The sequence below is a fragment of the Vibrio cyclitrophicus genome (assembly GCA_023206055.1).
Taxonomy (GTDB): Bacteria; Pseudomonadota; Gammaproteobacteria; order Enterobacterales; family Vibrionaceae; genus Vibrio; species Vibrio cyclitrophicus_A.
Genome location: CP065366.1, coordinates 2018110 through 2030238, shown reverse-complemented (window position 1 = coordinate 2030238; position 12129 = coordinate 2018110). Strand labels below are relative to the sequence as shown.

Here is a 12129-nt window from a genome sequence, read left to right as displayed (position 1 = left end):
GAAAAGCATGGTTAAAGGAAGAACATAAATGAACGCAACCACGAGAGTCATGGTCATTGAAGATGATATTGCGATTGCAGAGCTTCACCATCGTTATTTAGAACAGATGGGAGGCTTTGATGTGGTCGGGATTGCGACCACACAGTCTGAAGCGTTAATGCAGTTAGATATCTTAAAACCTGATTTGGTGTTATTGGATGTGTATCTGCCGGACGGGTGTGGGCTCGATATTTTGAACCACGTTCGTGGCAGTAATCAGGGCTGTGATGTGATTCTGATTACCGCAGCTCGAGACGTCGACACCCTTCAGCAAGCGATGCGCGGTGGAGTCGTCGACTATCTACTCAAACCAGTGATGTTTCCTCGCTTGGAAGCGGCGCTGAAAAAGTACCAATCGCAACAACAAGAATTTGAAAGTGTGTCAGACTTAAACCAAGGCTTGGTCGACAAGATGCTGCAAGCGAATGCTAAGGCCGACTCTCGAAAGGTCTCTACGTTACCGAAAGGGATCGATGGCGTAACGCTTGATAAAATTAGAGCCATTTTTCAACAAGCCGACATTGCTGATATTACCGCGGATGAGGCGGGTGAACGTATTGGTGCTAGCCGAACCACGGCCAGACGCTACCTAGAATTCTTGATCACGACCGGTGAGTTAGTTGCCGATTTAAACTACGGCACCGTTGGTCGTCCTGAACGTTGCTACAACAAGCCGAAAAAGTAGTCGCGCTCAATAATAGTGACTTCTACAAGACAGATAACAACAAACACAATCCTGTAATTTTTCAACTGTAAAACAAGTTGAATAAGAACGGTTTACTTTTTAATACCAATCTACCACTCACTCCACAGACCAGATGGCATTCTTTCTTTACTACAATGTTTGAGAATGCCGATTTACTGCTATTTCTACCTTTATTAACTTCGCTATCGATTAGAATTTGTTCGAAATGAGTCAATATTTAATCGATTGCTTTCACAGTGGTTGATGTAAATCAAATACTCATAGACAATACTGTCCCGAATAGAGGTGATAGCATTCACCCTCGTTTACCAAACGCATTCTCAAGTGTAATAGGCTCTCGCTATTGATGTAATAGCCAAGACCTATTATCTATTTTCGTATGTCGCTGATACCTTTGGCGAATACTAAAAACCTTGTTTTTATAGGAAAGATGATGGTAATACCTGAAAACAGCAGCATCGTTATTTTTGGTGCGTCGGGAGATCTAACTTACCGCAAGTTAATTCCTGCTTTGTACCACCTGTATGCTAGCAATCAACTTCCAGAGTCCTTTGCGATTCTTGGAGTGAGCCGTACTGAGTACAGCGACGAGTCTTACCGTGAGAAGCTGAAGAAGTCTCTTCAGGAAATGGAAAAAACTGAGCCAGAGACGCTGAATGCATTTATTGAACATCTGCATTACCAAGCGATCAACACTTCAGATGTAGACGATTACGCTCGTCTAGCACAACGTCTGGATAAGCTTGAGCAAGACTACCAATTCGAAAACCATAACACATTGTTCTACTTGGCAACTCCGCCAAGCCTTTACGGTGTGATCCCAGCAAACCTTGCTGCGCATGGCCTGAACGATGAAAAGAACGGCTGGCGTCGTCTTATCATTGAGAAGCCATTTGGTTACGATCTAGCATCAGCTCAAGCGCTGGATGAAGAGATCCATCATCACTTCCAAGAACACCAGATCTACCGTATCGACCATTACCTTGGTAAAGAAACGGTACAAAACCTTCTAGTGCTTCGTTTCTCAAACGCGATGTTTGAACCTCTGTGGAACCGTAACTTCATTGAATACGTTGAAATCACAGGTGCTGAGTTCCTTGGCGTAGAAGAGCGTGGCGGGTACTACGACGGTTCTGGCGCCGTTCGTGACATGTTCCAAAACCACCTGCTACAAGTGCTAGCAATGGTTGGTATGGAGCCACCAGCTCAAATTAATGCTGATTCTATTCGTGACGAAGTGGTTAAAGTTCTTCAGTGTCTCAAACCGCTAGAAGAAGACGACCTGCGTAAAGATTTAGTGCTAGGTCAATACACAGCGTCAGACGTTCGCGGCCAGCAGTTGCTTGGTTACCGTGAAGAGCCGGGTGTTGCGGATGACTCTCGTACTGAAACGTACATTGGTCTTAAAGCACACATCAACAACTGGCGTTGGAATGGGGTTCCTTTCTACGTACGTACGGGTAAACGCTTACCAACGCGCGTAACGGAAATCGTGATTCACTTTAAGAACACGCCTCACCCAGTGTTTGGTCAAGATGCACCTGAGAACAAGCTGATTATCCGTATCCAACCGGATGAAGGTATTCAGATGAGCTTTGGTTTGAAAGAGCCAGGTGCAGGTTTCAAAGCAAAAGAAGTGAAAATGAACTTCTCTTACTCTGACTTGCCTGAAACTCAGATGCTAACGGCTTATGAGCGTCTTCTTCTTGATGCACTGAACGGTGATGCGACTCTGTTTGCACGTACCGATGCAGTAGAAGCATGTTGGAAGTACGTTCAACCAATCTTAGACTTCAAGCAAGATCCTCAAGCACTGTTTGGCTATGCTTGTGGTACTTGGGGCCCACAAGAAGCAGATGAACTTCTGCAACGTGATGGCCGCGCATGGCGTTTCCCATGCAAAAACTTAACAGACACGGATTACTGCGAACTATGATCAATCACAAGATCTTTGCAACGCCTGAACTGGTTGTTGAAAACCTAGCAAATGAAATGAAAGCATACAGCGAGCAGGGCACACCTGTTCACATTTCACTGTCGGGTGGCAGCACGCCAAAAATGCTTTTCAAGCTTTTAGCGCAGGCGCCTTACGCTGAAGGTATTCAATGGAATAACCTTCACTTCTGGTGGGGCGACGAACGTTGCGTTGCACCAGACGACGCTGAAAGCAATTTCGGTGAAGCGAATGCATTGTTGTTTACTCAAGTAAACCTTCCTGCTGAAAACATCCACCGCATTCGTGGTGAAGATGAACCTAAAGCAGAAGCAGAGCGTTTCGCAAAAGAGATGGCAGGCGTAATTCCAACTGAAAACGGCACGCCTGTCTTCGATTGGATTCTGCTTGGTGTTGGTGCAGACGGTCACACAGCTTCACTATTCCCGGGCGCAACGGACTACCAAGATGAGAACCTATCAGTATTAGCTTCTCACCCTGAGTCTGGTCAAATCCGAGTTTCTAAAACAGCGAAAGTTTTAGAAGCAGCAAAACGAATCAGCTACCTAGTACTAGGTGCAGGTAAAGTTGAGATCGTTAAAGAAATTCATACTACTCCTGCTTCAGAGTTGCCTTACCCGGCAGCGAAAATCCAGTCTAAAACTGGCGAAACAGAGTGGTTCCTAGATTCAAATGCAGCAAGTGCTATCGCATAAGTGCGAATAGCCGCAAGGAGATAAAATAATGAAAGGTGATATCGGTGTAATTGGCCTAGCGGTAATGGGTCAGAACCTTATCCTAAACATGAACGATCACGGCTTCAAAGTTGTGGCTCATAACCGTACTGCTGCTAAAGTAGACGAGTTCCTAGAAGGCCCAGCTAAAGGTACTAACATTGTTGGTGCTTACTCTCTAGAAGAGCTAGTTGAGAAGCTAGAAGCGCCACGTAAAGTGATGCTTATGGTTCGTGCTGGTGACGTTGTAGACACGTTCATCGAAAACCTAATCCCACTTCTAGACGAAGGCGACATCATCATTGATGGTGGTAACACTAACTACCCAGACACTAACCGTCGTGTAGCGCATTGTCGTGAGAAAGGCATCCACTTCATCGGTACTGGTGTTTCTGGTGGTGAAGAAGGTGCTCGTTTCGGTCCTTCAATCATGCCAGGTGGCGCGGCTGAAGCTTGGGAAGCGGTTAAGCCAATCTTCCAAGGTATCTCTGCAAAAACTGACGCTGGTGAGCCTTGTTGTGACTGGGTTGGTAACGACGGTGCTGGTCACTTCGTTAAGATGGTACACAACGGCATCGAATACGGTGACATGCAGCTTATCACTGAAGCATACCAGTTCATGAAAGATGGTCTAGGTATGTCTGCTGACGAGATGCAAGCAGTATTCGCTGACTGGAACAAAACTGAGCTAGACAGCTACCTAGTTGAAATTACTGCTGACATTCTTGGCTACAAAGATGAAGACGGTGAAGCGCTAGTTGAGAAGATCCTAGACACTGCAGGCCAAAAAGGTACTGGTAAGTGGACTGGTATCAACGCACTAGACCTAGGTATCCCACTGACTCTAATCTCTGAGTCTGTATTCTCTCGTTGCCTGTCTGCTCTTAAAGACCAACGTGTTGAAGCTGAAGCTTTGTTTGAGAAGACAATCACTCCAGTTGAAGGCGACAAGCAAGAATGGGTTGACGCACTACGTCAAGCTCTACTGGCTTCTAAGATCATCTCTTACGCTCAAGGTTTCATGCTAATGCGTGAAGCGTCGAACGAAAACGGCTGGGACCTAAACTACGGTAACGTAGCACTAATGTGGCGTGGTGGTTGTATCATCCGTTCTGCATTCCTAGGCAACATCCGTGATGCGTACGAAGCAAACCCAGACATCGCGTTCCTAGGTTCTGATGAGTACTTCAAAAACATCCTACAAGGCAGCCTAGTAGCATGGCGTAAAGTAGCAGCGAAATCTCTAGAGTCTGGTATCCCAATGCCATGTACGATTTCTGCGCTATCTTTCCTAGACGGTTACACAACAGCACGTCTACCAGCGAACCTGCTTCAAGCTCAACGTGACTACTTCGGTGCTCACACTTACGAGCGTACTGACCGTCCACGTGGTGAATTCTTCCACACAAACTGGACTGGTACAGGCGGCGACACTGCTTCTACAACTTACGACGTATAATCGTTAGTTAGAATCAGTAAGAACGTGTTTGTTCTTTAAGCTGTAAATAGAAAAAAGGATGCCAATAGGCATCCTTTTTTGTTGGCTTCGATTTAGCATAAGTCATTCGAAATTCACTCAGGCTAAGCCATCATAGCTTGAGGTTTTACATCGTCGTTGTATTGCTCTCGAATTGCCATAAAGTCGTCTAGGTTCTGTTTAAGGGCCTCAACACATTCAGGGTCGAACATCGAACCGTTGTGCGCTTCAATGTACTCCATGACTTCATCGAGTGACCATGCGTGCTTATAGGCTCTTTTACTCATCAGCGCGTCAAACACATCCGCGAGCGTTACAATTCGTGCTTCAAGCGGAATCGCAGTATGACTCAAACCATCGGGTAACCCCGAACCATCAAACCGCTCGTGGTGATGACGTACAATATTCTTAATGAACTGAATTTCGTCAGAACACATAGAGCAATGATGGGAGAGGGACACCACATCGTTAATCATCTCTTCACCATACAAGGTGTGGTTGTTCATTATGGCTCTTTCTTCTTCTGAGAAACGCCCCGTGCTGAATAACACGTTATCTGGGATTCGGTACTTACCAATGTCGTGAAATGGCGCATATAAGCGAATACGGTGAACGAACTGATGGGTAATCGAATTGTTACTGTGCGAAAGCGTACGTGCGAGCTGCTCGCTGTATTTTCCCATGCGAATCAGATGTTCTTTGGTTTCAGGGTCGCGCGCATGTCCCATGTTTAGAGCGACCGCTAAAGAGGATTGAAAATGACGCTGACGTTCGAATAGTTGTACAAACAGGTTCGAAATCGCTTGAGTGAGGTAGGCGATGTCGCTTTGGATTGTCTGCTTAGCAAAAAAGTCAGTGCATGATGCGTTGATGAAAACGAATCCGAGGTTACTCTCTTGGTAGTGGATTGGAGTTGTATAGCTACTTTGGTGACCGAGCTCGAGTAGATGAGAGATTTGCTTCGTCGGATTGATCAAAGAGAGGTCATCAACAATTCTAGTCTCCAATGATTCAGCTAGACGACTCAAAGCGGAGTTGGGTTTGATTTCTTGTTCGATGTAGTGGTGCTTGACGTTTTGGCACAGTGAATCTGATACAAAATAATTAGATGCTTTATTTTCACTGCATAGCACCACGGATAGCCGAGATAGTATGGGGTAGTGTTCACGAGCTAGCTGAAAGAGATCATCGACTATAGCGACGATGTCTTTGTCTTGGGCCGCTGCTCTGCTGAAATGTGAGTAGTCAAACATTTGGCAAGCCAACCTTTACTTATAATTATGTCATTGTTTAATCCGGTCTTTTACCGTTTCGATATTCAATAAAACCATAGCATTGTGTTATTAAGATGTAATACTGCGTACTGAAAAACTTTAATGTCATCACTAAATACATGGATTTTGCATACGGTTACTATAAGTTTTGTTAGGTTAAACCAGTTTCATATCTTTTGCGGGGGAGTTTTGTTTGAAGAATGTCTTAGTCTGTATAGCGAGCTAAGGTAGGGTGTTAAGTGACCAATTCGAAATTAATTTCAAAGATAAATAGGATAACGAGTATGCTTTATGCCATCATAAAGGCATAAATAAGGGCAATGGATGTAATGCCCAAGTGATTGAGCTAGAAATGGTCAGTGATGACGGTGTTCTAGAGTAAATTCAAGGCCTTTAGTTGCCTTGAAAAAGGTAATGTTATGACTGAAGAAGAAAGAATCGAACTGCAACAAAATAACCCGCTACATGGCTTAAAGCTTGAAACCATGATCACTGAATTAGTGGACCATTATGGTTGGGAAATTTTAGATGCGGCAATGCGTATGAACTGCTTTAATACTAAGCCTACAGTGGCAAGCGCAGTTAAATACCTGAAGAAAACCGAATGGGCTCGTGAAAAGGTTGAAAACTTCTACCTTTACCGTTTCAAGCGCATGCCTAAAGCATCGGACATTGAGTACCAGATGCCTCCGCGTTCACGTACATTCCGCCATGGGCTAGAACCTCGTGAGCCAATGGAACTAACGGTTGAGTCTATCCACGCTTCTCAAGCTAAAGCTGCGTCTGCGTTTAAAGAGCGCCGCGGCGGTAACGGTCGTAACTTTCGTCGTTAATAAGAAGGCGTCGTTAGCAAGAGCCGGCGTTAAAAATGGCGTCGCTCATAAACAGGCGTTATTAGGTGTGGTTAACGAATACACTAAGTAGACAAGCGAAGAACACAAAAGGAGCCTACGAGCTCCTTTTTTAATTCGTTCGGTGTAAACCGTCAATGGCTAAGCTTCGCTGTTCTTTCTTTGATTCTTCCAAAGATCGGTGAGATAAAGGATCGCACTGACCAGTAAGAATAATGCTGACACAGAGAACAAAGCGGGCATTTTTAGGATCCACGCGAATGTGGCAGCAAGAAAAGCGATAAAGCAAATGAGTCGACTTGATGACATGACATGACCGAGTTTAATGTTCATAACGCCTCCTAATGAAGTCTCACTTTCGACAAGAGAATTATCCTACTTTCCGTAAAAGAAAGGCTAAAAAATAGTCTAAATTGTTATCAAATTTACTAATTAAAGGACTCGTCTCACATATTTTGCTCTGGCTATTTTATAAGCAATAAAATAGCGAAGCAGGTATGAGAAGGGTGCAGTCTTTTTGCTTTATCTTTCCAGTTGCAAGCCTTATTGAACCGAATGTCTAGTTAGCATAAACCTAGTAGGCATAGAATCTAGTTGGTATAAAAAAAGTAAGCGGTGATCAAAAAGCTCGCGATGATCACTGTGGTACGAACATATTGTTGAGGAATACGGCGAGAAACTTTTGCTGAATAGTAACCACCGACCAATGTCCCAAACAAAACGGCCATGCCTGACGGCCAATCAATCGAACCATTCACAACAAAGAACACGATTGCCGCGAGTGACGCGCATGCCGACACCAACAATTTGATGCCATTCATCACGTTGATATTGGTATATCCTGCCAGTGCCAAGTAGCTCAAGGTCACAATGCCTAAGCCTGCATTAAAATAACCACCATAAACACACACGATCAAAAGTAATACGGCGGAAAAGAACGCGCCTGCGCTGGTGGCGTGCTTATGTTTAGCGGTTACTTTCTTTAGCCATTTATTGAGTGTGCCACCAAAGGTAAAAAGCAGAGCGGCGAACAGCAATAACCAAGGAACGGATTGAGTAAACAACGCTTCTGGTGTATGTAGTAGTAAAAATGCACCGATGCCGCCGCCTATTACACATAGCCCGACAACGAGTTTGAGTTGTTTGGTGCCAGATCGAATTTCATGGCGCAGTGCATAAGCACCACTGATGTAACCAGCGCATGAAGCAAAGGTATTGGTCGCGTTGGCCGCAATCGGAGGCACGCCAGCAAACAGTAGAGCGGGGAAGGTGATGAAGCTGCCTCCTCCTGCAATAGAGTTAAGCACGCCGCCAATCACGCCTGACAAGAATAGAATCAACCAATCCATAGTTTTAGAATCCAATGCGTTAAATGATGAATCACCTTACTTGATTTTGTTTTTAATATCAGGGATATGTGTTTTTCATGAGTCGGATTGTGAGTTTGCTACCATCTTAGATCTGTGTTTTTTTGAATTAACGGATACGAAAAAAGGAGCCTGAGGCTCCTTCTGTTTAGTTTAAGTAAGTGATGTTCTCAGCCTAAACTTCAACTGGTTTTGCTCTAAAGCTCTTGAACAGCTTAACGAGAATCGGACTAGAGAGAACCAATACCGCCAAGATAGTGAATGTCATGGTGATAGGACGTTCCCAAAGGAAGCTGAGTTCACCATCACTGATCATCAGTGCGCGTCTCAAGTTCTCTTCCATCAAACCACCTAATATGAAGCCAAGCAGTAACGGTGCGAGTGGGAAGTTGGCCAGCCTTAACGCGATCGCCACCATTGCCACAATTAGCATTACAAAGACATCCATCGTGTTGAAAGACACCAAGTACACACCGGTGATTGAGAAGAAGATAATCATTGGCAGTAGTACTGTTCTTGGTACTGCCAGCAACTTAGAGATGTAAGGAATAAGCGGCAGGTTCAAGATAACCAGTACGATGTTGCCAAAGTACATCGAGATAATCACCGACCAAAATACATCTGGATGTTCAACAAACAAGCGAGGACCCGGTTGAATACCATAAGCAATCAATGCACCTAACATGATTGCTGTAGTACCAGACCCCGGAATACCAAGCGTCAGTAGTGGAACGAATGAACCACTTGATGCGGCATTGTTTGCTGATTCTGGTGCAACAAGACCACGAATACTGCCTTTACCAAATTCTTTCTGTTTGTCTTTTGGCGCGAGGCTACGCTCCATACCGTAACTTAAGAACGCGGCAATCGTTGCACCAGCACCAGGTAGAACACCAGTAAAGAAACCAAGGATCGAAGAACGAATCGAAACGGGCGCGACTTCTTTGAACTCTTCTTTGGTCACTTTCATGCTGCCAATATCGGCCATCTTTTGGCTTTCTTCGCCGCTGGTGTCTTTCTCAGGTTTCAAAATACCCATTAAAGTCTCACCTAAAGCGAAGGTTGCCATAGCAAGAAGTAGGAAGCTGAATCCGTCCATAAGATCCGTTAGACCAAATGTGAAACGTTCTACACCGACACCTTTGTCGATACCCACTGTTGATAACATCAAACCTAAGATAGTCATCATCCAAGCCTTGATTACCTGACCTGGGCCTGCAAACGCCGCTACTGCTGATAAACCTAATAGCATCAGTGCAAAGTAGTCAGAAGACTGGAAGCTCAATGACACGCTTGCTAGAGCTGGTGCTGCGATCAACAGCATAATTGCAGAAAGCGTACCACCAGTAAAAGAAGAGTAGGCTGCAAGGGCAAGGGCTTTACCAGCTTGGCCTTTTTGCGCCATTGGGTAGCCGTCGAATGCCGTTACCACCGTAGAAGAACAACCCGGAGCATTGATTAAGATTGATGACGTTGAGCCACCAAATACCGCACCGTAGTAAACACCGGCCATCAAAATAAGACCAGAAGATGGGTCTAGGCCATAAGTGATAGGGATCATCAGTGCGATTGCTGAAATTGGACCGAGTCCCGGTAGCATCCCGATGAAGGTGCCCACGAAACAGCCCACAATTACCATCATGATGTTCATTGGCATCACAGCGGTCGAAAGTCCTTGTAAAATTCCATCTAACATAATGTTATCCCTACCAAAGAGTGAAGATTAAACCAGGCTCTAGGTAGATATCTAAGCCTTGAGTTAAAAGAAGAAAGAACGCGATAACGAAAGGAAACGACGCCCCAAATAAAACCGCTTTGCGGCGTTCACCCAGCAGGTAGAAGCCTGCAAGTAAGAAGAAGCTGGTTGCTAAAACGAAGCCAAGATAAGTCAGTCCAACACCGTACAAAGCCATTAACACTAAAAAGCCAATGAGCAGCTTCCAGTTCAAAGGTGTGGTGTCACATTTGATTTTCTGATCGGGTTGCCTTGTCACGAGTAGGATCAACGATAGCCCGATGCCAATGAAGGTCAGCAGAGTAGGCAATGTTCTTGCGGTAAACGGTTCATACTCGTCACCGGGGAATAAAGGAATCATTGTGGTTTGGTAGCCATAGCACAAGCACGCCAACATAAAGATCATTGCGCCTAGGCGATCTTTAGAAAGCAGGGATTCCTTACTCAGAAATTTGGTTGGTAAGTCCGACATATCCAACTCCAGTTGGGGTGGTATAGAAAAGTAAAAAACCGTACATGAGCGAGTCAATGAAATGTCTGGGATCACTAACCAAAGGTAAGCGGATTACGGTGCTTGGGTTTAGCAAGCCACTTGCGTTTACAACGAATCGGCAAGCGTTAGTAATACGTCTACGAATAAACAAAGGAGTTTTAGTTAACTCATGTACGGCAAAACAAGGAAAGAGTAAGAGGGCACATAGACCCTCTCTGGTTGTTGGTTACTTCAAGAAACCAAGCTCACGCATTAGATCGCCCATCTGTTTTTCTTGATCTTCTAGGAAGGCGTAGAAATCTTTATCCGCTTTGTAGTTATCGATCCAACCGTTACGGTCACGAACCACTTGCCACTCATCGGTTTTGTACATTTTGCCTAGTGCTTCATTCCACTCATCGATTTTCGCTTGGCTAGTATTTGGAGCCGCGAAGAAGCCACGCCAGTTAGCAAATACTGTTTCATTGCCGTATTCGGTTAGTGTTGGAATGTTAGGTGCAGCCTCAAGGCGTTTTGGTGCCGTTACTGCCAATACTTTTACTTGGCCAGACTTAGACATCTCTAACACTTCACCAAGGCCTGTTGAAAGCAGTTGGGTTTCACCAGAAAGCAGTGCAGCCATCGCTTTACCGCCAGCGTCGTAGGCAATGTAACGCACTTTCTTAGCGTCAAAACCTTCGCCTTTGAATGCTGCTGCCACAACAAGGTGATCCATGCTGCCACGAGCTGAACCGCCAGCAATTTTCACTTTACGTGGGTTGGTTTCGAACTCTTTTACTACGTCTTCCCAAGTGTTGTACTTAGAATTCGCAGACGCAACGATTGCGCCGTAATCGGCAATGGTTGCTGCAACGGGTGTTAGGTCGCGGAAAGATTGAGGGAAGATACCTGTTAACGAGCGCACAACGATAGGTGTTGAGTTCACCATCAGCGTGTCTTCTTGACGTTGAGCGGTTTCAATTAGGTGAGCAATTGCTTTACCGCCGCCGCCACCAGACAAGTTTTGGAAAGAGACATTTTCTACGATGTCTGATTTCACAAGTACATCACCAGTACCACGAGCTGTCATATCCCAACCGCCACCAGCGCCGCCAGGGATTAGGAAGTGGATTTTCTCTACGTCAGCAGCAAAAGTGTTGAAAGAAAAGGTTGCTGCGATGATAGAAGCCGCAAGAGTAGGTTTCAGTGCCTTGAACATGGTTCACGTTCCTTATGTAGGGGATCTCTTCAATGGAGAGAAACTTATGTTTTATATCCAGCTGCTCAACATCACTGTTGGGTGCTGTTGAGTAGATGAAGTTAAAGTTAACGGTGTGTTAACGAATTGTCTGTAATGCGGCGATATTGAGAATAAAGAACATTGGATTAATATTGTTCATAAAGTTCATGGAGGCGTGGCTATAGGACTCTTCCAGCAATAATAACTAGGTTTTTCTTGAGTTTATGTGAACAATTTTTTTGACTGCTGGTCGCTTTATACTGCTGTGTATCATTAAAGAGGGTACTTATTGCGACACAAA

The 12129-nt window shown here is 44.9% G+C and carries 11 protein-coding genes; 5 read left to right on the top strand and 6 right to left on the bottom strand.

Going from position 1 to position 12129, the window contains the following annotated elements; genetic code table 11:
* The first annotated feature begins 28 nt into the window (after positions 1 to 28).
* From ITG09_09085 to gnd, 4 genes are all read left to right on the top strand, one after another.
* Complete coding sequence (locus ITG09_09085) at positions 29 to 724, top strand: response regulator (GenBank protein ID UPR50878.1); 696 nt, start codon at positions 29 to 31, stop codon at positions 722 to 724.
* Between the two features lie 454 nt (positions 725 to 1178).
* On the top strand, positions 1179 to 2681 hold the full coding sequence (locus ITG09_09080; GenBank protein ID UPR53618.1) for a glucose-6-phosphate dehydrogenase: 1503 nt from the start codon (positions 1179 to 1181) through the stop codon (positions 2679 to 2681).
* Complete coding sequence (pgl, locus tag ITG09_09075) at positions 2678 to 3394, top strand: 6-phosphogluconolactonase (GenBank protein UPR53619.1); 717 nt, start codon at positions 2678 to 2680, stop codon at positions 3392 to 3394. Before ITG09_09080 ends, pgl begins: the two co-directional genes overlap by 4 nt.
* A 28-nt stretch (positions 3395 to 3422) precedes the next feature.
* A complete protein-coding gene (gnd, locus tag ITG09_09070) occupies positions 3423 to 4871 on the top strand; it encodes a decarboxylating NADP(+)-dependent phosphogluconate dehydrogenase (protein ID UPR50877.1) in 1449 nt (482 codons plus the stop codon).
* A gap of 122 nt (positions 4872 to 4993) precedes the next feature.
* Here the strand turns inward: gnd and ITG09_09065 are convergent, their stop codons facing one another.
* Positions 4994 to 6154, bottom strand: a complete 1161-nt coding sequence (locus tag ITG09_09065; GenBank protein ID UPR50876.1) for an HD domain-containing protein — start codon at positions 6152 to 6154, stop codon at positions 4994 to 4996.
* A 428-nt stretch (positions 6155 to 6582) separates the two neighbouring features.
* On the opposite strand from ITG09_09065, the gene ITG09_09060 reads away from it, so the two are divergent.
* Positions 6583 to 6996, top strand: a complete 414-nt coding sequence (locus tag ITG09_09060; protein ID UPR50875.1) for a VF530 family DNA-binding protein — start codon at positions 6583 to 6585, stop codon at positions 6994 to 6996.
* A 159-nt stretch (positions 6997 to 7155) separates the two neighbouring features.
* On the opposite strand, the gene ITG09_09055 is transcribed toward ITG09_09060, so the two are convergent.
* The 5 genes from ITG09_09055 to ITG09_09035 form a co-directional block, all read right to left on the bottom strand.
* Positions 7156 to 7347: a hypothetical protein gene (locus ITG09_09055; protein ID UPR50874.1), complete on the bottom strand. Its 192-nt coding sequence runs from the start codon at positions 7345 to 7347 to the stop codon at positions 7156 to 7158.
* Between the two features lie 257 nt (positions 7348 to 7604).
* Entirely contained in the window at positions 7605 to 8363 is a 759-nt protein-coding gene (locus ITG09_09050) for a sulfite exporter TauE/SafE family protein (GenBank protein UPR50873.1), read from the bottom strand.
* Positions 8364 to 8556: 193 nt separating this feature from the next.
* The gene (locus ITG09_09045) at positions 8557 to 10077 is read right to left on the bottom strand and encodes a tripartite tricarboxylate transporter permease (GenBank protein ID UPR50872.1); all 1521 of its coding nucleotides are present in this window, start codon (positions 10075 to 10077) and stop codon (positions 8557 to 8559) included.
* Between the two features lie 10 nt (positions 10078 to 10087).
* The gene (locus ITG09_09040; GenBank protein ID UPR50871.1) at positions 10088 to 10588 is read right to left on the bottom strand and encodes a tripartite tricarboxylate transporter TctB family protein; all 501 of its coding nucleotides are present in this window, start codon (positions 10586 to 10588) and stop codon (positions 10088 to 10090) included.
* A gap of 247 nt (positions 10589 to 10835) precedes the next feature.
* Positions 10836 to 11807 (bottom strand): tripartite tricarboxylate transporter substrate binding protein, encoded by a 972-nt coding sequence (locus tag ITG09_09035; GenBank protein ID UPR50870.1) that lies wholly within the window; start codon positions 11805 to 11807, stop codon positions 10836 to 10838.
* Positions 11808 to 12129 lie beyond the last annotated feature (322 nt).

Bases quoted from the DNA above. Each gene is read 5' to 3' on its own strand.
- ITG09_09085 (UPR50878.1), top strand. From the start codon at position 29: ATGAACGCAACCACGAGAGTCATGGTCATTGAAGATGATATTGCGATT.
- ITG09_09080 (UPR53618.1), top strand. From the start codon at position 1,179: ATGGTAATACCTGAAAACAGCAGCATCGTTATTTTTGGTGCGTCGGGA.
- pgl (UPR53619.1), top strand. From the start codon at position 2,678: ATGATCAATCACAAGATCTTTGCAACGCCTGAACTGGTTGTTGAAAAC.
- gnd (UPR50877.1), top strand. From the start codon at position 3,423: ATGAAAGGTGATATCGGTGTAATTGGCCTAGCGGTAATGGGTCAGAAC.
- ITG09_09060 (UPR50875.1), top strand. From the start codon at position 6,583: ATGACTGAAGAAGAAAGAATCGAACTGCAACAAAATAACCCGCTACAT.
- ITG09_09055 (UPR50874.1), bottom strand. From the start codon at position 7,347: ATGAACATTAAACTCGGTCATGTCATGTCATCAAGTCGACTCATTTGC.
- ITG09_09050 (UPR50873.1), bottom strand. From the start codon at position 8,363: ATGGATTGGTTGATTCTATTCTTGTCAGGCGTGATTGGCGGCGTGCTT.
- ITG09_09045 (UPR50872.1), bottom strand. From the start codon at position 10,077: ATGTTAGATGGAATTTTACAAGGACTTTCGACCGCTGTGATGCCAATG.
- ITG09_09040 (UPR50871.1), bottom strand. From the start codon at position 10,588: ATGTCGGACTTACCAACCAAATTTCTGAGTAAGGAATCCCTGCTTTCT.
- ITG09_09035 (UPR50870.1), bottom strand. From the start codon at position 11,807: ATGTTCAAGGCACTGAAACCTACTCTTGCGGCTTCTATCATCGCAGCA.